The organism is Microlunatus sp. Gsoil 973, from assembly GCF_009707365.1.
Taxonomy (GTDB): domain Bacteria; phylum Actinomycetota; class Actinomycetes; order Propionibacteriales; family Propionibacteriaceae; genus Microlunatus.
Map to the genome: position 1 here is coordinate 993,344 of NZ_CP046122.1, position 21,785 is coordinate 1,015,128.

General features: G+C 68.4%; 15 protein-coding genes and 1 pseudogene. 5 read left to right on the plus strand and 11 right to left on the minus strand.

The window, feature by feature from the left end; translation table 11 throughout:
• Window positions 1–32: 32 nt before the first annotated feature.
• The 6 genes from recD to GJV80_RS04650 form a co-directional block, all read right to left on the minus strand.
• A complete protein-coding gene (gene recD, locus GJV80_RS04625) occupies window positions 33–1,991 on the minus strand; it encodes an exodeoxyribonuclease V subunit alpha (RefSeq protein WP_154686883.1) in 1,959 nt (652 codons plus the stop codon).
• Window positions 1,988–5,500 (minus strand): UvrD-helicase domain-containing protein, encoded by a 3,513-nt coding sequence (locus GJV80_RS04630; RefSeq protein WP_154686884.1) that lies wholly within the window; start codon window positions 5,498–5,500, stop codon window positions 1,988–1,990. Before GJV80_RS04630 ends, recD begins: the two co-directional genes overlap by 4 nt.
• Window positions 5,497–8,928 (minus strand): exodeoxyribonuclease V subunit gamma, encoded by a 3,432-nt coding sequence (recC, locus tag GJV80_RS04635; protein ID WP_154686885.1) that lies wholly within the window; start codon window positions 8,926–8,928, stop codon window positions 5,497–5,499. Before recC ends, GJV80_RS04630 begins: the two co-directional genes overlap by 4 nt.
• A gap of 218 nt (window positions 8,929–9,146) precedes the next feature.
• Window positions 9,147–9,815, minus strand: a complete 669-nt coding sequence (locus GJV80_RS04640; RefSeq protein WP_154686886.1) for an HAD hydrolase-like protein — start codon at window positions 9,813–9,815, stop codon at window positions 9,147–9,149.
• Window positions 9,812–10,060, minus strand: coding sequence for a mycoredoxin (locus GJV80_RS04645; protein WP_154686887.1), 249 nt, complete (start codon window positions 10,058–10,060; stop codon window positions 9,812–9,814). The genes GJV80_RS04640 and GJV80_RS04645 overlap by 4 nt, the downstream gene beginning before the upstream one ends.
• Window positions 10,061–10,153: 93 nt before the next feature.
• A complete protein-coding gene (locus GJV80_RS04650; protein ID WP_230208136.1) occupies window positions 10,154–11,239 on the minus strand; it encodes a P1 family peptidase in 1,086 nt (361 codons plus the stop codon).
• 535 nt (window positions 11,240–11,774) lie between these two features.
• Between GJV80_RS04650 and GJV80_RS04655 the strand changes: the two genes are divergently transcribed.
• From GJV80_RS04655 to GJV80_RS23665, 3 genes and pseudogenes are all read left to right on the plus strand, one after another.
• Complete coding sequence (locus GJV80_RS04655; protein ID WP_195909159.1) at window positions 11,775–13,886, plus strand: ATP-dependent DNA helicase UvrD2; 2,112 nt, start codon at window positions 11,775–11,777, stop codon at window positions 13,884–13,886.
• Window positions 13,887–14,125: 239 nt separating this feature from the next.
• Window positions 14,126–14,461, plus strand: a complete 336-nt coding sequence (locus tag GJV80_RS04660) for a hypothetical protein (RefSeq protein WP_154686889.1) — start codon at window positions 14,126–14,128, stop codon at window positions 14,459–14,461.
• A gap of 233 nt (window positions 14,462–14,694) precedes the next feature.
• Window positions 14,695–14,916, plus strand: a pseudogene (locus tag GJV80_RS23665) (WhiB family transcriptional regulator); the annotation flags it as partial.
• A 333-nt stretch (window positions 14,917–15,249) separates the two neighbouring features.
• Here the strand turns inward: GJV80_RS23665 and GJV80_RS04670 are convergent.
• From GJV80_RS04670 to GJV80_RS23125, 4 genes are all read right to left on the minus strand, one after another.
• Complete coding sequence (locus tag GJV80_RS04670) at window positions 15,250–15,627, minus strand: VOC family protein (protein ID WP_154686891.1); 378 nt, start codon at window positions 15,625–15,627, stop codon at window positions 15,250–15,252.
• 19 nt (window positions 15,628–15,646) lie between these two features.
• A complete protein-coding gene (locus GJV80_RS04675; protein ID WP_154686892.1) occupies window positions 15,647–16,987 on the minus strand; it encodes an AarF/ABC1/UbiB kinase family protein in 1,341 nt (446 codons plus the stop codon).
• A 57-nt stretch (window positions 16,988–17,044) separates the two neighbouring features.
• Window positions 17,045–18,085, minus strand: coding sequence for a ThiF family adenylyltransferase (locus GJV80_RS04680; RefSeq protein WP_154686893.1), 1,041 nt, complete (start codon window positions 18,083–18,085; stop codon window positions 17,045–17,047).
• 258 nt (window positions 18,086–18,343) lie between these two features.
• The gene (locus GJV80_RS23125) at window positions 18,344–18,502 is read right to left on the minus strand and encodes a DUF5679 domain-containing protein (RefSeq protein WP_195909160.1); all 159 of its coding nucleotides are present in this window, start codon (window positions 18,500–18,502) and stop codon (window positions 18,344–18,346) included.
• Window positions 18,503–19,093: 591 nt separating this feature from the next.
• Between GJV80_RS23125 and GJV80_RS04685 the strand changes: the two genes are divergently transcribed.
• Window positions 19,094–19,717, plus strand: coding sequence for a M48 family metallopeptidase (locus GJV80_RS04685; RefSeq protein ID WP_154686894.1), 624 nt, complete (start codon window positions 19,094–19,096; stop codon window positions 19,715–19,717).
• Window positions 19,714–20,346: a hypothetical protein gene (locus GJV80_RS04690; RefSeq protein WP_154686895.1), complete on the plus strand. Its 633-nt coding sequence runs from the start codon at window positions 19,714–19,716 to the stop codon at window positions 20,344–20,346. Before GJV80_RS04685 ends, GJV80_RS04690 begins: the two co-directional genes overlap by 4 nt.
• A 9-nt stretch (window positions 20,347–20,355) precedes the next feature.
• Here the strand turns inward: GJV80_RS04690 and GJV80_RS04695 are convergent, their stop codons facing one another.
• Entirely contained in the window at window positions 20,356–21,750 is a 1,395-nt protein-coding gene (locus GJV80_RS04695; protein WP_154686896.1) for a sugar transferase, read from the minus strand.
• Window positions 21,751–21,785: the final 35 nt, after the last annotated feature.

A 21,785-nucleotide genomic window follows, 5' to 3' on the forward strand; every position in this document is an offset into this window, starting at 1 on the left:
GAACCGGGCGGGCTTGTCGCGGCAGTCCAGGCTCAGAGTCGGGAGCGGAGTCCGCTGGCCCGGTTGGCCGGCCGCAGGATCGCCCGGCGAACGGCTTCCTCGGTGCCCAGCACGATCACCCGCTCGGTCGCCCGGGTGACCGCGGTGTAGAGCAGCTCCCGGGTCAACAGGGGTGAGTCCGGGGGCGGGACGACGAAGGACACCGTGTGGAATTGGCTGCCCTGGGCGCGGTGAACGGTCATCGCATGCACCGACTGGACGGCATCGAGCCGAACGGGCGCGATCAAGGTCGGCGATCCGCCGCGGGCGAAGGCCGCCCGCAACCCGTTGGCGGTCTGCACCACCACTCCGGTGTCGCCGTTGTACAGCGAGGTCTCGTAGTCGTTGGCGGTGATCAACAACGGTCGACCCGGGTACCACTCGCCTCCGGTCGCATACCCGGGGATCGCCTCACCGAGCCACCGCAGGATCTCCCGCGTCCACCGGGTAACACCGTACGGGCCGCGACGATGGGCACACAGCAGCCGGTGCTCTTCGAGCCCGGCCAGCGCGGCAGCCACATCTCCGGACTCGGCAGCCTCCTTGATCATCCGCGCCGGCCCGACCACCTCCCGGCGCAACGCGTCCAGCGCAGCCATGTCGATCGAGGCCTCGCCGGCCGCCGACGGGTCGTTCGGTTCGCTGAAGACCAGCGCAGGGTCCTGGGAACGGAGGATCTCGATCACTCGATTCGCCTCGGACGCTCGGATCGCCCGGGCCAGTTCGCCGATCACGCCGCCGAACCGCCAGGTGTGCTGCAGCCGGACGACGCCGAGCGCGGTCGCCGACTGCGGCGGATCCGACAGCACCTGCGCCAATGTCGTGGCCAGTCCGGTATCCGGACCGGGTTCGGCGTTGACGATGTCGGCGAGCACGGCGCCGGCCTCCACCGAGGCGAGCTGGTCCGGGTCACCCACCAGGATCAGCCGGGCGTCGGGACGCAGCGCTTCCAACAGTCGGGCCATCAGCGTCAGCGGCACCATCGACATCTCGTCGACGACCACCACGTCGTAGGGCAGCCGGTTGAATCCGTTGTGTCGGAAGCGGTTCCGGCCCTCCGGGGTCCAGCCGAGCAGCCGGTGCACTGTGGAGGCACCAAGATCGCCGATCCGCTCCCGGTCCTGCATCGGGAGCTTCCGGGCCGCGTCCCGAACCGCCTCTTCCAATCGGGCGGCTGCCTTGCCGGTCGGCGCGGCCAGTGCCACTCGGAGGGGCCGCCGAACCGCGGTGTGGCCGTCCGGATCGGTGCCGTGGGGGTCACCGAGTCCGGTGTGTTGATCATGAAGCAATGCGATCAGCCGGGCAACTGTTGTGGTCTTGCCGGTACCCGGGCCACCGGCCAGCACGCTGATCCAGCGCAGGACGCTCATCGCCGCCGCCCGGCGTTGCAGATCAGGCTCGTCCGGATCGAGGCCCTCTGCGGTGAAGATCCGCTCCAGTCCGGAGCGCAGCCGCGCGAGATCAACAGTCGGGGGTCCGGCGGTCGACCGCTGTTGCAGCTGGAGGCGTACGGATTCCTCCTGCCGCCAATACCGCTCCAGGTAGAGGAGACCTCCGGCCATCCGGAGCGGTCGTCCGTCGGGGCCGTCGGCTGTCGTGACCAACGGGCTGTCCCGACAGTCGGCCATCCACCGATCGGAATCGGGCCAGTCCAGCGATGAGACATCGACCTGCTCAGTGGCATCATCGGCCGCGGTGTCGGCGAAGACCGCATCGGCGACCGTGCGCAGGTCGATGCAGACCGACCCGGCGCGCAATGCCCGCACCGCCAGGGCGACGGCGAGGATGACCGACTCGCGAGCCTCCCCGCCGATGCGGCCGATCGACCGGGCTGCGTGCACGTCGGCGACGCCGAGCACTCCGGCCCGGTTGAATTCGCCGAGCAGTCCGCCGACCGCGTGGGCGAGTTGGGCGTCGTCGAGCGCCGGCTTCTGTGAGCTGGCGACGGTCATTTCGGATCACTCCCATCCAGCAGATCGGACAGGTCGATGATCAACTGCGCCGGAGGACGCCAGGAGAAGACACCGCACGGTACGCCGTCGACCCTCGGAGTGTCCGGGCCGGCCATGCCACGGACGAAGAGGTACAGGATCCCGCCCAGATGATCATCGGGCGAGTAGCCCGGTTGTCGCCAGCGCAGGTAGCGATGCAGGGCCACCGCATACAGCAACGCCTGCAGCGGATAGTGAGCGTGCATCATCGCCTGCGGCAGCAACGTGGGGCTGTAGGCGGCGACCCGCAGCGGACGCTGATCAAGATCACCCAACCAGTTAGTTTTGTAGTCGACCACCAGGTAGCGGGGGACCGTGCCGTTGCGGGTCCGCAGGACGGCGTCGATGCTTCCGGTCAGATACCCGCGCAGTGACTGTTCGGCCAGCAGCGGCTGGGCGAGCAGCTCCGGATAGCGGGCGAGCGGGTCGCCTGCCGGCAGCCGATCGGCGAGCAATGCGGCGACATCACCCAGCCGTACGTCCCGAGCTCCGGGCCCCGGCGCCGAGCCTCCTGCCAGCGGCAGTTCGAAGCTCAACTCCGACAGCCGGTCGGCGATCGGGATGTCGGCCAGACGCCGATCGTCGGCCAACGGACCGAGCGACGTCAGCCACGCCGGCAGGATGCCGGTGGCCAACGTCTGCGCGGTCATCTCCTGGGCCGGCAGATGAGCCAGTTCCTCCGAAGCGATCCGTTGCAGCGAAGCAGCAAGATCACCCTCGTGCGGATCGACCCGTTCGAAGATCGCATGCACGATCGTGCCGAAGGCGGCACCCATCGGCAGGTCGTCCATCGGCGACACCGGGCCATCGACCACGTGACGGCCGACGCTCGTCTCGGCCAGCGTCTCGGCAGCCGGGGTCTCGTCATCCTCCTTGGCCGGTTCGGCCTCACTGCCGACCCCGGCCGCGCTGACCTCGGTGCCGTGAGCGGCAGCGGTCAACGCTGTGTAGGAGGTGCGACGCCACTGCAGGTCCAGCTCACGATCGAAGCGCCGGACCCGCAGCGGACCGTCCTGGTGTTGTTGGGGCCGCCATTCGGTGATCGGTCGCTCGGTCATCGGCTCCACCGAGAAGCCGGGTCCGAGGTGCAACGAGCCGGGGTCGGCGTTGACCGGATAGCGGTCGGCCAGTTCGGCGTTCTCGTCGTGGGACCGGAACAGGAAGCGTTGCAGCGCCGACCCGGGCGTGTTCCAGCTGTGCATCCACCACGCCACCACCTGGACCTGGGCACGGGTCAGTGCCACATAGGCCAGGCGCAGGTCGTCCCCACCGGACTCCAGCCTGTCCTGGGCGACCCGGTCCTTGCGGTTGGCGCCGGCCATCCCACCGACGTCAAGTACAAGATCATCCGCGGTCGGCGGCGCGCCGTCGTTGGCCGGGTGATCATGCACCCGCAGGATCTGACCGTCGTCCTCGGGACACCAGCGGTCCCAGGCGTCGGGCAGATAGACGATGGGGAACTCGAGCCCCTTGCTGCGATGCACGGTGAGGATCTGGACGGCCTGGTCGTCGGTTTCCAGGCGGCGGCTGCGCTCGTCCATCGCGATGGTCTGTGCCTCGTCGATGCGTTGGCGGAGCCAGGCGATCAGCGCGCCGACGCCCAGTTGGCCGAACACGGCGGCGGCGTGCAGGCTCTGGCCGATGTGCCGTAGGTCGGTCAGCCGGCGTTCGCCGCCGGTGTCGGACAGCAGCCTGCGGCCCAGGTCCTCCTCGGTGGTGATGGTTTCCATCAGGGCCGCGACGCCGCGATGGACGAGCACCCGGCTCCAGCGGCGGATGGTCGCCGACAGGTCGGTGACCGCGTCATCGTCGGCCGTCGCCAGCCGGTGCATGGTCCAGCCGACGAACGGGGTCAACGCGACCGCGCGGATCTGCTGTTGCCGCGGCTGCTCCAGGGCGGTGAGCAGGGTCAGCCAGTGGCCGGCCATCGGGGAGGCGAAGACGCTGCCGGCGCCGAGTACGACTGCGGGCACGCCGGCCGCGATCAGTGCCTGGGCGATCTCCTCCGCCCGGTCGTTGCGCCGGACCAGCACCGCGATGTCGCCGGGTCTGACCCGACGATGATCACGGTCCGGACCGATCCGGAGTCGTGCGCCGGCGGCCAGCAACGCGCTGATGTCGGCGACCAGGTCCGCAGTGACCTGTGGTCGCAACCTGGTGACGGACTGCGGGGATTCGACCGCCGGATCGAACGGCTGGTAGCGGATCCGGAACGGAGCCACCATGGCCGCCGACGACGGCCCCCGCGATGCCTCCGACGGGGTTGACGAAGCCTCGGCGGCCTGGTCGGCGGCGGGCTCGGCCGAGACGAGCCGCCGGTCGGTGTGACTGGCTGCCACCGGCCGTACCGTGATCCGCGGATCGCCCAGCGGTACGCCGGTCATCAGCGTCCCCAGCGCACCGACCAAGGCCTGGTCGCTGCGCCAGTTGGTGGCCAGCGTGCCGATCGCGCCCGCCTCGTCGACGGCGTCCAGATAGGAGTAGACATCGGCCCCGCGGAAGGCATAGATCGCCTGTTTCGGGTCGCCGATCAAGATCACCGTCGAGTGGCCGACGAACGCCGTGCGGACGATGTCCCACTGCACCGGGTCGGTGTCCTGGAACTCGTCGATCAGCACCACCTCGTAACGCTGCCGCAGCCGCTCGGCAGCATCCCGGCCGGTGACCGGATCATGCAGGGTGTCCCGCAGCCGCAGCAACATGTCGTCATAGCTGTACAACCGCCTGCGGCGTTTGCGGATCGTGAACTGCTCCCGGACCTCGGTGGCGAACCGATACCGCTCGGCCGGTTCGGACAGCGTCGTGTCGTCGTCGGGCACTGGCACCACGGGAACGTGTTCGGACCCGATCGCCGCGGCCGCGATCGTCAGGGCGTCAACCGTTCCGCGTGGACCGGATTCGAACGGGAACGGCGGTTCGGCGGGACCGGCGGCGTACCGGCGCAGATACACGTCGGCGGCGACCTCATGGACCAGATCGGTCAACGACTCGGTGAAGACCGCGTCCGGTTCATGATCACCCAGTACGCCGAGTTCGTCCAGCATGCGTTGGCAGAACTCGTGGGTGGTGGCGATCATCGCAGCGTCGAAATCTGCCAGTGCCGTTCGGATCCGGCGGCGTCGCAGCTCCAGGGTGTCCCGGTCACCGGCGCACAGCAGTGCGATCACTGCGTCCTCAAACGTTCCATGATCATCGGAGCCGAGCGCCTGGGAGAGTGCGAGTTCGACAGCGGCCAACCGTTCCCTGATCCGCATCCGCAGTTCATTGGTGGCCATCCGGCCGAAGGTGATCATCATCAGCTCCGACAACGGCCGGCCGTCGGCGATGTAGCGCGCGGCGAGCGCAGCGATGGCGTACGTCTTGCCCGTGCCGGCGCTGGCCTCGAGCACGGTGGTGCCCGACGGCAGCGGGCCGCACACGTCGAACGGGGTCGGGGCGAGCGTCACAGCGGCACCGGTACGGACGGTCATCGGTCGATCACCTCCGACATCAGCAGCGGATTCCAGACGCGTCGCGCGAGCGTGCCGAACCGGCTGGGCTCGCCGATCCCGCCGCGCTCCTCGGACGGTATCGACGGGATCGCCAACAGTTGATCGAGGGACACCGATTCGCCGAAGACCGCCCGGTAGCACGCGTCGCACTCCATCTCGAAGCTGCGACGGGCCTTGGCGGCGACGAGCGGCAGGGACCGGTTCTCGCGACGCTTCTCGGCGTACTCTGCGGCGGTTCTCGGCGGCAGGGGCAGTGGTGCCGACAGGCCGCTGCAATACAGCTCGACGAGATCGGCCAGTACCAACCGGGCGAACTCCTGGGTCACCGGTCCAAGGGTCGTCATCCCGCCGCCGAAGCCCTGCTGACCCACGGTGACCGCCTGCCAGGGCGCCGGGTCGGTCGTCGTCATGGCCAGCAGCTTGATCCAGGCCTCCAACCGGTGTGACGCGTTCAGCTTGGAGTACTGGACGGTGACCAGTCGCTCGCCGTACACACCGGGCACTGTGCCGGCGAGGGCGTGCCGTCGGGCGCCGTTCGGCCCGGGAACCTCGATCTCGGCGAGGATGTCGACGTTGCAGGGTTCGCCGTCGCGCAGCGGCGCGGCACGACCGGCGATCTCCTGCACCGTGCGGGCGATCGGGTCAAGCATCCGGCTGCCCAACTGACGTGGCGGAACCTCCCCGCGGCGCCACTCGGCGTTGACGAGCTGGTCGATGTCCACGCCGGTCAGGTGGCGCCGCAGCATCCGGTCGCCGATCCGCCAGGCAGCCAGCCCGTCGACCATGATCGGGATGTCCTCCTCGTCGACATCCGGTGTCCAGAACGGGGAGAAGCCGGTACGGGTCTTCAGGTAGGACCGGATCGGGTGCTTGAAGAAGCTGATCAGATCCGAGATGTCGATCACCGGACCGAGCTGGTAGGACGGCAGCGGATCGGCGGAATACACCGGCTTCGGGTCGGAGCGGACCGACAGCGTCGCCCGGGCACCGGCGAGTGCATCGGTGTCGAAACTGAACGGCTGTCCGGATCCGGCCGGTCCGGCCAGGCTGCCGTCGAAGTTGATCTTGTCGAACGGCTGCAGCGGATGGTGTCGCACGATCTGATCGCGGACCCGGCCCGCGGGTGCCTTGGCGGCCAGGTCGAGGACATCGAGCAGCTCGCCCAGCGGTACCGCGGGCGGCTTGCGTGCGTTGGTGCGAGGATCGGCACCGGAATAGATGATCATGAGGTGTTCGGTGGCCGACATGATCGCGTCGAGCAGCAGTTGCCGGTCCTCGCTGCGTCGATCGCGATCGCCGATCCAGGGGTCGACCGTCAGCAGATCGTCACCGTCCAGTCGACCCGACCTGGGGAACACTCCGTCGTCGAGGCCGAGCAGGCAGATCACCCGGTGAGGCACCGATCGCATCGGCAGAAGGGTGGCCACCGTCATCGTTCCGGTCCGGAAGTTGGCCCGGCTCGGTCGTCCGGCGAAAAGGTCGGCGAGCACCGAACGCACCTCGCGGCGGGTGAGCCGGATCTCGTCGCGATCGGCGGCGGACTCGGCGATCCGGGTGAGTTCTCCGTACGCCTGGGAGACCTGCCAGGTGTCGGTGGACCCGACGGCGGTGAGCAGGTCGAGTGCGTCACGGCAGGCCGCGATCCAGGCGCGCAGCGGCTGGCGGCGATCGAAGGTGTTGATCACCGTGCTGAGCCGGTGCACGGCCTCGGCCAGCCGGCCGACCAGATCGGCGTCGCCGGCGTCGATGTCGTCCAGCGGCAGCGTGGTGCCGAGGTAACGCTGGCCGTCCTCATCCATCGCCACCCCGAGCAGCATCCGGTCCAGTCCTGCGGCCCAGGTGTTCTGGCCGAACGCCTCCATGCCGAACTGCCTGCGGTGTTGGGGGTCCAGCCCCCAGCGAACACCGGACGCGGCGACCAGTTCGCGGAGACGGAGGATGTCGTCGTCGCTGAAGCCGAACCGGTTGGCCACCGGCTCGGCCGCGCACAGGTCGATGACAGCCGATGCCTCGACACGCGATTCGGCCAGGTCGAAGAGCCGGCCGAGCACCTCGAGTAACGGGTTCAGCTGACGGAGCGAGCGGTCGGCCAGCCGGACCCGGAGCCGGTGCCCGGGATGCCCGGCCGTCGGATCCTCCTCGTCGACCTGGGAACCGAACGCGGCGGAGATCAACGGGGCGAAGGTCTCGATGTCGGGACACATCACGATGATGTCCCTCGGCTCGAGTGTCGGATCGCTCTCCAGTAGGCCGAGCACCAGTTCTCGAAGCACTTCCACCTGGCGGTCCGGGCCGTGCGCGGCGTGGACCGCGATGCTGTCGTCGTCTGCGGCGATCGGCCGCGGTTCGAGCTGCTCCAGCGGGCGATCGGCAGCAAGATCACGCTGCAGTCGGTCCAGCAGCCGATCCCGATGATCATCGTCAGCCGCGTCGAGCAGATGATCATGGATCTCTGCCGGCAACCGGGCCAGGCCGAGCTGCAGTTCGCGGGTGTCCCTGCCGAGGTAGGCGAGCAGCCGGTGCCGGGCCAGGCCAACGGCGGCGTCACCGCTCCGGCTTCCGGCCGCCGCCGGCAACACCTCACCCGAGGCGTCCTTGGTGATCACCTCTGTGCCGTTGAGCGCCGTACTGATGGCCGACCACAGCACAGGTGAAGCGTGGGGCAGCCACAAATGGACGTCGCGATGTCTGGCCAGCGCCGCCAGGACGGACAAGGTGGCGTACGGAAGTCGCGTCGGGCCGAAGATCGACAACCGGTCGGGCAGATCGGACCCGGTCGGGTCGTCGAGCAGTTCCCGGCACACGGTCGGCAGCCGCTCGGCCGGACTCGGCAGGTCGATCTCGTCGTGCAGCCGTCGCCACAACTCGGCCTGCCAGAGCATCCGGGAGGGCAGCGGCTTCCCGGACCCGTCAAGATCATCACCGGTCAGCCAGTGCTGAAGCATCTGGGGACGGTTGGCCGCGTAGCTGTCGAACAACCCGGCAAGGTGTCTCGCGGTGCCGTATCGTCTGCCGGCCGTACCGAGATCATCGGAACGGTCCAGATAGCGCCACAGCGGTTGAGCCCACTGCTCGTCACGGGCCGCGTCGATCACCGACAGCAGCGGCCAGACGGACCGGCGCGGGTGCCAAGGGTCGCTGCGCGGGTCGACGCCGGTGATCCCGGACAGTGCCTCGCCGATCATCCGCTCCGGTGAGGGGAAGTCGATGCCGGCGCACACTCCGTCGCCGGCGGTGCCGATGCCCAGTACATGGGAGAGGGTCTGGGCCAGCCATCGCTCGACACCGCGAGTCGGCACGGCGACGATCTCGGTTGCGAACGGATCGTCCAGACCGTCCCGCAGCAGCATTCCCAGACCTGTCGCCAACCGGTCGGCCCGCTCGGCGCGATGTACCCACAATCCCATTTGCCGTCACTCTAGAGGGCGGCTCCGACAGTTCATCGCGGTGATCCCCACCACCTGCCTCCCGCACCACTTGGTCGGCCGCGCACCCGCTGCAGGGGGTGCGCGGCCGAGTAATGGGTGCGCCAACGAGTAGGTGGTGCGCGGACGAGGGCAGTACCAGAGACGGCAGGTCGTGGCCCGACGCGCATGGCCTCCGACCGGCGTTCCCGGAGGTGCGGTCAGGCGACGGCTCGGGCCAACAACTCCGCGGTCGCCTCCGGCAGCTGCTCCGGACGGTCAATGATCAGGTCCGGTCCGGATGCCTCGAGTTCGGCGCGGCTGCCGTACCCCCAGGTGACTGCGATCGTGCGCAGACCGTTCACCCGCCCACCGGTGATGTCGGAGTGCCGGTCACCGATCATGATCATGTCTGCTGCGTCCGCGCCGTCCAGTGCGGTACGGGTAGCGGCGATGATCGCGGACTTGTCGAAGACCCCGTCGCATGCACCGCCGACCATCTCGAAATGATCACGGATGCCGTGATGGTCCAGGAAGACCGTCGCAGTCTCGATCAGTTTCATCGTCGCTGTCGCCAGCCGGTACTCGCGCTGCAGCGTGGTCAGCGCGTCGGTCACACCGTCGTAGACCCGGGCGTTCTGCATACCGCTCCGGGCATAGTGCCGGCGATAGGACCGGACCGCCTCGTTGATCAACTTCTCCGGTACGCCGACCTGGCCGAACATGATGGCGGGCGGCGGTCCGAGATCGCTGCGCAGTTGTTCATCGTCCGCCGGTTCAACGCCGACATCGGCCATCGCGGCCTGCAGGCTGGCAATGATCCCCGGCGCGGAATCGAGGATGGTGCCGTCGACGTCGAAGAGCACGACCGGCCGAGGCTGTTTCGTCACAGCGACGCGAGTTTGGCGGTCACTTCGCGCAGCGACGGATTGGTCATTGACGAGCCGTCGGCGAACACCAGCGTCGGCACTGTCTGGTTGCCGTCATTGATGCTGGCCACCAGGTCAGCGGCTTCCGGCCGCTTCTCGATGTCGACCTCGTCGAACGCGATCTGCTCGCGGTGCAGTTGGGACTTCAAGCGGAAGCAGTAACCGCACCAGGGGGTGGAGTAGAGGACGAACTGGGCGTCGGACATGGGTTCCCTTCTCATCAACGACAACTCGCAAGGGAAAACAATATGCGGCGCAAAACATTCCCGGTGGGCGCCTGTCGCGGGCAACTTCGGGCGTCATCGGCGGTGTCGCCGGTCCAGCATCCGCCGTACCGGCTCGAGCGGAATGGCGTGTCGGGTGCCGCGGAAGCCGGTCACCGTTGTCGCGGCGAGCAGCGAGTTGTAGACCGCCTCCTCGGTCGCATCGAGGGTCGCCTCGAACAGTCCAGACAGCTCCGCTCCTCCGGGTTCGGGACGGTCGGCTCGGACGGTCCCGCCGGTCCGGCGCGTGATGGTGCCGAAGGCGATCGCGATGTCGCCGCTGCCGTTGCTGTAGGCCGAGCCGGTCCGGCCGAGCGCGAAGATCCCGCGGGCGGCGATCCGGTGCAGTGAGCCCGCGTCGACCGGTGCATCGGTACCGATGATGATCATGCACGAGCCGTCGGCCGAAGTTGCGGGTGTGGCGTCTCCGAGGTACGGCTGGGGAGCGATGGCCACACCGTCGATCCGCAGGTCGCCACCGTAGTTGGTCTGGACGACAACCCCGACGACGTGGTCGCCGATGATCCGCGAGGAGGTGCCGATACCGCCCTTCCAGCCGAACGCGACTGTCCCGGTCCCGGCACCCACCGATCCCTCGGCGACGGGACCGGCGTCGGCGATCTCGATCGCCCGGACGACGTGGTCCTCGGTGACGTAGCGGGCGCGGATGTCGTTGAGGAAGCCGTCATTGGTCTCGCCGACCAGCGCGTTGACGGACGTGACCTGTTCGTTGCCCGGCTGGTCGAGGGTCCAGCCGATGGTGCCGGCGATCCCGGCGGCGACGCTGAGTGTGTTGGTCAGCACGATCGGCGTCTCGATCGTTCCCAGCTCGTTCACCTGGATCGATCCGGCGGTCTTGCCGAACCCGTTGCCGACATGAACGGCACCGGAGACCTTGTCCCGGTAGAGATTGCCGCGGTGAGGCAACACCGCAGTCACCCCGGTCCGTGTCGCATCGCCCTCGACCAAAGTCACCTGCCCGACCAGGACACCGGGAACATCGGTTATGGCGTTCCACGGCCCTGGTTCCAACCGTCCGGGTGCGATTCCCAGGTCACGGGCACGGGCCCGATCACCCGGAACGGCCGGCGACTTGGGCATTCCAGCATCCGGGCGGCTCACCAGATCACCGTACCGATCGGTGATCTCCGATGTCCTGTCCCGACTCGTCCCCGTACTGGTGCAACCGACCCATCTACGAAGGTCAAATTTTGATCCCGCGGTCGGTGCGATCGGCGTGTCGGAGCCGCACAGTCAACCTTTGACCTTGCGCGTGGGGGCGGCCCGCGCGGGGCGCGGGCGTCGGACCGGGCGGCCGCGCGGGCGGAGACGCGGTCGGCTGGCCCAGGACGCAAGGTCAAACTTTGCTCCTGCGGTCCTCGCGCCCGGCGTGTCGGAGCCACACGGTCAAACTTCGACCTTGCGGATGAGGGGCGATGTGGGACCTTGCGGATGTGGGGGCGATGCGGGGGCGATGTGGGAGCGATGCGGGGCGATGTGCGGGCGATGCGGGGGCGATGCGGGGCGACGTGGGGGCGGCGCGCGGCGACGCGCATTGGGGCGCGCCAGCGCCGGGCGACCGTGCCGCCACGGATGAGGCGGACCGGTTGTGCATCGCGAGACGGAACCGTCGGTGCCGCGGATTAGGGTTTGCCCCGTGATCGGTGCCGAAGAGTTGCTCGACCGGCTGGACCCGGAGCAGCGCGAGGTGGCCACCAGCCTGGGTGGCCCGGTCGCGGTGATCGCCGGCGCGGGTACGGGCAAGACCCGCGCGATCACCCACCGGATCGCGTACGCCGTCGCAACCGGGGTGTGCGCACCCACCAACGTGCTCGCCGTCACGTTCACGACCCGGGCGGCCGGTGAGATGCGCGGCCGCCTGCAGCAACTCGGAGTGCACGGTGTGCAGGCGCGGACGTTCCACTCCGCGGCGCTGCGCCAGGCGCAGTACTTCTGGCCGAGGGCGTACAAGTCCGACCTGCCGCCGATCGTGGACAACCGGTACGGGCTGGTGGCCGAGGCGGCGTCCCGGCTGCGGATCTCCGCCGAGTCGGCCGGCCTGCGGGACCTGATCACCGAGATCAGCTGGGCCAAGGTCAGCAATGTGACTCCTGAGGACTATCCACGCATCGCCGCCACCGGGAACCGGCAGTTGGCCTCCTACGACGCGGAGACCGTTGCGCGGGTCTTCGGTACCTATGAACAGGTGAAGCGGGAACGGGTCAGGATCGATTTCGACGACATCCTGCTGTGCACCGCGGCCATGATCGCGGAGTATCCCCAGGTGGCGGACGAGATCCGTCGCACCTACCGGCATCTGGTCGTCGACGAGTACCAGGACGTCAGCCCGCTGCAACAGGCGGTGCTTGACCTGTGGCGCGGCGACTCCCACGACCTGTGCGTGGTCGGTGATCCCGCCCAGACCATCCACTCCTTCGCCGGCGCCCAGGCGTCGTTCCTCACCGGCTTCGCCAAGCGGCATCCCGACACAACGGTGGTACGGCTGGTGCGCGACTATCGCTCCACCCCACAGGTGGTCCGGATCGCCAACCGGGTGCTGCAGGGCGCACGGCCGGTCCGCGGCAACGGTCAGCTCGCTCCGGTGCTGCTGGAGGCCCAGCGGGACCACGGCCCAGAGCCGACGATCCGCGACAGCCAGGACGAGGTGGCCGAGGCGGCCGCCGTCGCGGACTGGTTCGCCGGACTGCACAAGTCCGGTGTGTCCTACCGGGAGATGGCGGTGCTGTTCCGGGTCAACGCCCAGTCGCCCGTGGTCGAGCAGGCGCTGGCCGATCGGGACATCCCTTATCTGGTCCGCGGTGGCGAGCGGTTCTACGAACGACCGGAGGTACGCCAGGCTCTGCTCACCCTGCGCACCCAGGCGCGGACGGCCGAGGCGGCTCTCGACGACAGTTCGGCGGGAGCCGCTGACGGGCAGCCCGCCGTTGCCCAGGTCAAGGCCCTGCTGGGCAGCCTGGGCTGGACCGAACAGCCGCCGACCGGGACCGGCGCGGTGCGGGAGCGATGGGAATCCTTGGCTGCCCTGGTCGCGGCGGCGGAGGACTTCGCCGCCGCCCGGTCGGGGTGCACGCTGACCGATGTCGTCGTGGAGTTGCAGCGGCGCGCAGACGCCCAGCATGTGCCGACCGCCGACGGCGTCACCGTGTCGACGCTGCACTCGGCGAAGGGGCTGGAATGGGATGCCGTCGCCCTGATCGGCGTCAGTGAGGGTTCGCTGCCGTTCGTGCTGGCGACGACGGAGGAGCAGATCGAGGAGGAGCGCCGGCTGTTCTACGTCGGGATCACCCGGGCGCGGCGACACCTGCGAATCTCCTGGGCGCGCACCCGCAACGGCTCGACCCAGCGAACGTCGTCGCGGTTCCTGGACGGCGTGCGTCCCGGCGGCGATGCTCCGGCCGGCCAGCGTCGCCCGACTGTACGCCGGACCCGGCCGAGCGTGCTGGCCGCGACCTGCCGGTCCTGCGGCCGGCACCTCACCGACGCGGCCGAGCGCAAGCTGGGCCGGCACACCGACTGCCCGGCCAGTTACGACGAACCGACCCTGGACCGGTTGCGGACCTGGCGCAAGCACCGTGCCACGCAGGAGCGGATGCCGGCCTATGTCATCTTCACCGACGCCACCCTGGTGGCGATCGCCGAGGCCAGGCCGCAGAACGCCCGCGATCTGATCAAGATCCCCGGCGTCGGCAAGAACAAGATCAGCAAGTACGGCGCCGACCTGCTCGAGGTGATCAACGATGCAGGTTGACCGGCCGACCGACCCGGAAAACCTCATTGGTCTGGTTCTGCCGACAGGAAAATCTGCGCCGATTCACGCGTACCATGACGAACCGACAAACTTCTGGACGAAATCGGGATAAATCGGTTGATCCCGAAGCTGTTTACCCCATAGTGTTTCTCTGCGGCTCCGTTGGGGCCGCAAACAAACCAAACCCCATCCGTTCAGGAGCAACTGACGATGCTGAGTGCACGAGAGGAGGCAGTGACATGGCGTCCTTGACGTTGGGCGAGACCACCACCGGGTTCGACCTCGCATTGCGATCGCGGCTGTCGATGTCGCTGTCGGCGGCTCGTGATGCAGTGGTCGTCGTAACCGGACGTCAGCCGGCATTCGGCGCCGTGGCAGGGGAGCAGTATGCCCCGGCCGCCCCATGCGGCCCGTCCAACGGTCTCGCGCAGCAGGTCGTCCGTCCCGCTGCGGTGATCAACCAGTCCAAGTCCATCAAGCACATCTCCGACGAAGCCCGTACCGCTGCCGACCACAACGGCATGGGTGCCTTCGTCACCAGTCTGGGTTCCAGACCTCCGAGTCCACCGGTGTAAGAAACACCGAAGCAACTCAAGGCCGTGAACCCCAGGCGAACCGGGATTCACGGCCTTCGTGTTTCCCGGCCACCGAGAGCGAGTCTGCTCGGCGCGAACCAGCGCCTCAGCGGGCCGCTCGAGAAAGAGAAGTTGGCCGACATGTTTGACGCAGGAAGTAACCAGTCGCTGGCAACCCAACTGCTCGCACCTGTCGTGGGGGAGGCTTCGGGGGAGCAGTCGATCTCGACGAGCTGCCGTGCCGGATCGTCGACGATCCTGAGGTGTTCTTCGCCGAGCAGCCCGCCGATGTGGAGTACGCCAAGGCTCTGTGCCGGCAGTGCCCGGTGCGGGAGACCTGCCTACAAGGCGCCCTGGAACGGCATGAGCCGTGGGGTGTCTGGGGTGGCGAGTTGATCGTCCAGGGCGAGGTCGTCGCCAGGAAGCGTCCGCGGGGTCGTCCGCGGAAGCATCCGCGGCCCGAGCACGAGGTCCCGGCACAAGTGTTGGCGGCCCAGACCCTGGCGGCGAAGCACCTGGCCGAGCTGCACGCCCGGCGTGCGCTGACCAAGAGCAGGAGTGAGCGAGCGGCATGACCGAAGAGTCGGATGGCAGGACATCCTTCCCGGTCGGTCGGGTCGGTCGGATGTTCCACACCGTCCGGCTCTGGCTCGGCCGAGCGCTCCGGTGAGGAGCGGCTGCCCGCCAGATAACAGGTAGAACAGCGGGGCCCGGTGGGACGGCGTCAGGACCGTCCCACCGGGCCCCGCTATTCCATGATCAGATTCCCGGGCGGTAGCCGTCGGGGGTCAGTCGCCTTCATTGGCGGTGTGGCAGACCGCCTCGACGTTGTTCCCTTCGGTGTCACGGACGAACACTGCATAGTAATGATCATGGTATTCGGGCCAGATCCGCGGCTCGTGCAGGATCTCCAGACCAAGATCACGGGCGGCTTCGCCGAACGCCCGTACGTGATCGGCATCGGATGCGCTGAAGGCGACGTGCATCTCCCGATTGGCACCGACGCCCTCGAATGTGGAGATCCAGAAGTTCGGTTGATCAGTGCCGTAGCCGATCGCCTGGCCGAAGTCCATCAACCGGCGATGACCGAGTGTGCCGAGGACTTTGTCGTAGAACTGCGACGCCGCTGCCATGTCGGTGACGTTGATGCCGAAATGATCGATCATGGGTCGATCTTGACAGGCATCATGCGGGTTCGGGCGCGAATCCGGGCAGGAACTCGTCGAGCACCGACCGGAAGTCTGCGGTGATGCCGAGCTGGGACAGCACGGCGATCCCGCCCATCCAGACGCGATGGATCAGCAGGTAGTCGGTCGGCAGGTTGAACGCCCGGCCGAACTCGCGAGCGGCCACCGAGTCCGCGTTGGCGTCGCGATAGATCTGCTGGGTCCACGCCCGGGTAAAGGAGAACTGGTCGGTCTTCGCCGGTTCGACGAACGGGCGGAGATAGTCCATCACGAGTTCGGCGTCGACGTCGCGGGTCAGAAAGCCCTCCTGTCTCAGGTTGGCCACTGCGGCCTCGTCGTCACCGCTCATCGCGATCCGCAGCGTCCGCCCGATCTCCTCGGGCAACCCGTCAGGCAGCCGCGCCACCAGTCCGAAGTCCACCGCACCGAGACGTCCGTCCGACACGACCTTGAAGTTGCCCGGATGCGGATCGGCGTGCAACAGCCCGACCCGGCTGGGCCCGGCGAACAGGAAGCGGACGTACTTCAGGCCGGTCTCGTTCCGCGGTTCGGGCTCCCGGCCCGCAATGTCGGTCAGCGGGACGCCGTCGATCCACTCGCTGATCAACACCTTGGGCGTGTGCGCCACCACGTGAGGCACCAAGAACTCCGGATCACCGGCGAACCCCTCGGCGAAGACCTCCTGGGACTCCGCCTCCAGCCGGTAGTCGAGTTCCTCGTCGATCCGCTCGGCGAACTCTTCGGCGATCTCCCGAATGTTCATCCCACCCGCCAGCGGTCCGGCAACGGCAGCCATCCGACCGAGCTGTTTGAGATCCGAACGCAGCGCCTCGTCGGCGCCCGGGTACTGCACCTTGACGGCCACCTCGCGTCCGTCGGACCAGGCGGCGCGGTGCACCTGACCGATCGAGGCCGCAGCCGCAGGTCGCGGATCGAAGCGACTGAAGTTGCGCCGCCAGTCCGCTCCGAGCTCGCGCGTCAGCACGGCATGCACCCGGGAGGTCGGCATCGGCGGCGCCGAGTCCCGCAACGCCATCAGCTTGTCCCGGTACGGCGCGGCGACCTCGTCGGGCAGGAAGGACTCCATCATGCTCATGATCTGGCCGACCTTCATCGCGCCACCCTTGAGCTCGCCCAGTACCCGGAACAGCTGATCGGCGGTTCGCGCCTGCAGTTCCTGGTTGACCGAATCCGCGGTGGCGCCGCCGATACGCTTGCCCAGCCCGAGGGTCGCTCGACCGGCATAGCCCAGCGGGAGACCCGCAAGGCGGGCGCTGCGCCGGAAGGCTGAGCGGGCCAGGGAGTCGCGGCGATCCCGGCGTGGCGTATCCGAACCCATGCCTCCATTCTGTCTCAGCCGTGCCGCGGATATTGCTTCGCCATGGTCGGGGGAGAGTCAGGCCGCCCACCAGCAGCCGCAGGCCGGGTGCATCGGCCACGGCCGGACCCGCAGCTGGTAATCGGTCGAGGTCGATTCGAGTGTGCAGCCCGCGGTGCCCGGTTCGCCGTCCGCGGCCCAACACGCGATCTGAACCACTGCGGTGCTGGCGGCCCACGCGGCGAGCAGGGGCAGCACCGGCACCGACAGCCGGCACAGCTGGGCGAGCAGTCCGGGCCAGGCGGGATCGGCGTCGCGTCGCACCCGGTCGAGGCACGCCAGGCAGGGTGTCCGACCGGGGAGCACGAAAGGCCCGATCACCGCTCCGGCCTGCAGCGGCCGGACGTAGAGATGCGGATGGTCGGCCCGGACATAGTCCTCACCGATCGCACGGTCCGGTTCGGCCCGACCGGTGGCAATCACCGTCAGATCCGGCGCCGGCTGGTCAGGCTTGTTCCAGTGTCGTGCGACCTGGACCGCCGGCGACGGCCGGTCGGGCGGCCCCGTCGACCCACCTCGGAACCGGGCCCGCAGCCGGAGCCGCAACGCGTCCGCCTGGGTGGTCGCCAGTCCGGGGCGGGGATAGACGGTCGGATCGACCGGGTCGGTGTCGACGATGTCCAGCCTGGTTATGCCGGCTCCCAGAAGGGCGGTGGCGATCGCCAGGCCGAGCATTCCGGCGCCGACCAGCCGTACCCGGATCCGCGCCGTCGGCGGGTCGATGGCCTCCGCGGCGCTAGCCAGTAATCCGGCCGATCCGATCGCGCGGACCAGGTGCACCGCCAGGTCCGGGTCGATCCCGTACGCCACCGCCAGCGCCCCGACGTCGGTCAGGGTGAGCGTCCCGTCGAGCAGGGTGAGTAGTTCCTCGAAGCGATCCGGTACGCCGGACAGGATCAGGCCGGTCGCGGGGTCGGTGCCCAGCTGCAGCTCGTCGGGTCCTCGGCGGAGCACCGGCACCCAGGGCGGCAACCGTGGCCGGTAGCCGGCGGCCGTCGCGGATCGGGAGGGCTCGGCGGGACCGGCTGTTCGGTTGGCGTGGCGCGGCTGCTCTGGCACAGCAGCGATTGTCAGCGCACCGGCGAGGTGCCTTCCGCCGGTCGTCCACAGGGAGGTCGCGGGCCGCCGAAGGAGGTCAGAAGTCCGGAGGGCGGACGAGGTGAGGACAGGTGAGGTGAGGACAGCCGAGATGAGGACAGCCGAGATGAGGACAGCCGAGATGAGGACAGCCGAGATGAGGACAGACGAGATGAGGACAGACGAACGGGACGGCACCCGCGCAGGGTGCCGTCCCGTGTTGACCGTGGGGGACTGGTATCAAGCCTTACCGAGGATGCGGTTCAGGTTGGTGCCGCAGACGGGGCACTTGGCCTTCGCCATCCGGGTGCCCTTGTCGTTCACCTGGACCTCGCCGGTGGCCTCACGCTTCGCCTTGCACTTCACACAGTAAAAATCGCCACTGTAGGTCTCTGCCAACGTTCTCTCCTCGCTCGTGCGTGCACCTGACCCGGTCCGGGTGGCCGAGTCGTAGACGCGGCCGGTTCGCTTGCCGATCGCTCGGCGATCCACCGTGTCCACAGGCGCTGATTCGCCGGTAACTTTCTAGTGAGTATGCCGCACGCCGGTCGTGTCAGCTTTGCCTCACCGCGGTGTGTCGGTGCGGATTCAGCCGCTCCAGCCCCACCGGTACCCCGCGCCACACGAGCCACACCCCGGGACAAGACGAAACCTCCAGGAACATCGGATCGCTTGCCTTCCCCTGCGAGCGTGCCGACCATCCGGAGGTTTCGTGATGGGAACGCTAGGGCCTCGCCGGGCCGGCCGTCAAACCCCTGTCCGATCCACTGCGGTGGATAACCCTGTGGATCAGGTGTGCACCGACGGCCCCGACATGTGGAACCGTGTCAGACATCGTGAAGTCGCACGCGTGTCGCCTTGTGGACACCAGACGTTCATCCGGTATCTGATAGTGGACAGGATTGGTCACACTCTGAGATGTCGCAGCAGGCGACTAGCGTTGGCATCATCGCCAGGAGCCGGGGCTGAGGAACAGGGAGGTGGGGCGCGATGGCGGGACGAGAGCGTCGACCGGCCGCTGATCAGCCGAGCCTTCTCGAGGTCAGCGGACCGGCGCCCTTGGTGCAGCCGACCGCGGTGGACCGCGACGCTGCTGTTGCGCCCCGGGTGGTGGTGCGGCGGAGTCCCCGGCGGAAACGGACAGTGACCGCCTACCGGGACGCAGATGCCATCGTGGTGCTGATACCCCAGCGGATGACGAAGGCCGACGAGCGGGTCTACGTCGAGGACATGGTCGCCAAGGTGCTGGCTCGCGAATCGCGCACCGGTGCGCCGCGAGGCGACGAGGCCCTCGCCCGGCGAGCCGACGAACTGTCACAACGCTTCCTGGAGCCGCAGCTGGGCTACACGCCGAAGCCCAGATCGGTCTCCTGGGTGCGCAACCAGAACCACCGCTGGGGATCCTGTACGCCCGGGTCGGGGACGATCAGACTGTCCCACCGGATGCAGCCGATGCCGTCCTGGGTGGTCGACTACGTCTTGTTGCATGAGCTCGCCCACCTGGTCGAGGCGACACACTCCCGGCGGTTCTGGCAGCTGGTCAACGTCTATCCCGATGCGGACAAGGCGCAGGGCTACCTCGAAGGGTTCCAGGCGGGCAGCTCCCAATCATGAGCACCCGTTGTGCCATCGTGCTGTCGGGCTACCGGGCCGTCCCGCCACCGGGGATCGACCAGACTGCGTACGCCGAGGCTTGTCTCACCGACAGCTACGAGGCGATCGCCCCGATGTCCCAGCTGACAGCCGGACTCGCCGGGGACTCGCCGCTGCTGGAGGAGATCGGCTGGCCGGGCGATTTGGTGATCGGAGGCGCCGGACGCTCGGTCCGATCGGTGGTCGACTGCATGCCCGACGATCACGGATTCACCGAGTTGATCGTGCTGCCCGGCGATGTCCCGGATCTGCCGGAGATGATCGTCGCCAAGATCGCCAGGGCACTGTCCCGCGCCGCCGTTGCGCTGGCGCCGCAGCTCGGTGGCACCGGTCTGGCGGCACTTGGCGTACGGCTGCCGTTGCCGGACTGGCTGGCCGGTGATCTTGATGATGACCTTGGGGATGATCTGGACCTGGACAGCGACCCGTACGACCGGCTGCAGCAACTCGCCCCGCGACGCAATCTCGTCGTCCGGACACCGGGCTGGCACCGAATGGACCGTCCGGAATCGGTGCACCGGCTCGATCCCGGTCTGGAGGGCTGGGACAACGTACGGCTGCTGCTGTCGCGCAGTCGCACCGGCGGTTGAGCCGTTCGGCTACAGCCGACGGGTGATGATCACCCAGCCGGTTCTCACCATGATCTGCAGATCGGTCAGCGGCGACCAGTTGGCCAGGTACTGCAGGTCGTGGCCGAGCTTGAACTCCGGATGCGTGTGGTAGTGCCCGTAGACCTGTGCCAACCCGGTGATGCCAGGTTCGATCTGGTGTCGCCGACGGTAGCCCGGGATGATTCGTTCGTAGTCGGCCATCTCCTCCGGCCGTTCCGGACGCGGCCCGACGATCGTCATCTCGCCCCGGAGGACATTGATCAGCTGCGGCAGCTCGTCGAACCGCGCGCTGCGCAACCAACCGAGGCCCCGGATGATCCGGGGATCATCGACCAGTGCCTGGATCGGACCGCCCGGCTGCTCGGCGTCCGGCCGCATGGTGCGGAACTTGAGCATCGGAAAGCTGGCACCGTTGCGGCCGACCCGGTCCTGGACGAAGAGCAACGGGCGGCCGGCCCGAACGGCGACAACGGCGGTCGTCAGCAGTCCCAGCGGAATCGTGACCGGCGCGGTGGCGGCCAGCACCGCGAGATCCGACCAGCGTTTCAGCCGGCTCTGGGAAGGGGTGAGGATGTGCGCCGACAACGGCAGCACGGGCATCCCGCCGACCTCGCCGACCGTGCGCAGCCCCAAGAGCGAGTCCTGTGGCCGTACCACCTGAAGGACCTCCACGCCACGGGCCTCCAAGCGGGACAGCGAGTCGGCGTACAGCATCCCCAGCGCGTCGCCGTCCAGCAGCAGCACCCCGGTGGCGTCGGAGGCGACCGCCAGCTGTTCGATGACCCCGACGCTCTCGGCGTGGCCGACGGTGACCACCCGGTTGACCGTTGCCAGGTGTTCCTCGGCCCGATCGACCGCCGGCCCGGCGCCGACCAGCAACAGCCGGGCGGGACCGTCGGCCCGGTCGCGTAGCCGTCGTGAGATCCAGCGGTTCAGCCACAGACCGGCGGGTCCGACGACGGCGTAGGCGATCAACACGCTGCGCGGGATCAGGAACTCACCCATCAACCAGCTGACCAGGCCGACCATCAGGGAGGCGATCCAGACCAGCATGACCAGCCGGGAGGTGGAGGTCTGCACAACGAGTCGGCGCTCGCGGTCGTACAGCCCGCCGATCTCGAAAACGACCAGATGGATCAGCGCGACCACGGCGTAGGTCCAGACGTAACGGGGCAGATGGGCCACAGCGTTGAAACCGGGTCGCACCGGAACCATGCCCAGTGTGACCAGGAACAGCAGGGCGTAGACCAGCACCAGGTCGGCGATGTGCAGCATTCTGATTCCGCGCCGGTTCATCGCCCGGACCACAGCCAGCCGTGAGCGCGGCGAGACGACCGGCTGATCAGATCCGGGGAACTGGTCCCGGGAGTCGGGGGCACTCATCGCAGTCGATGGTGCCACGAACGATGCGCTCGTCC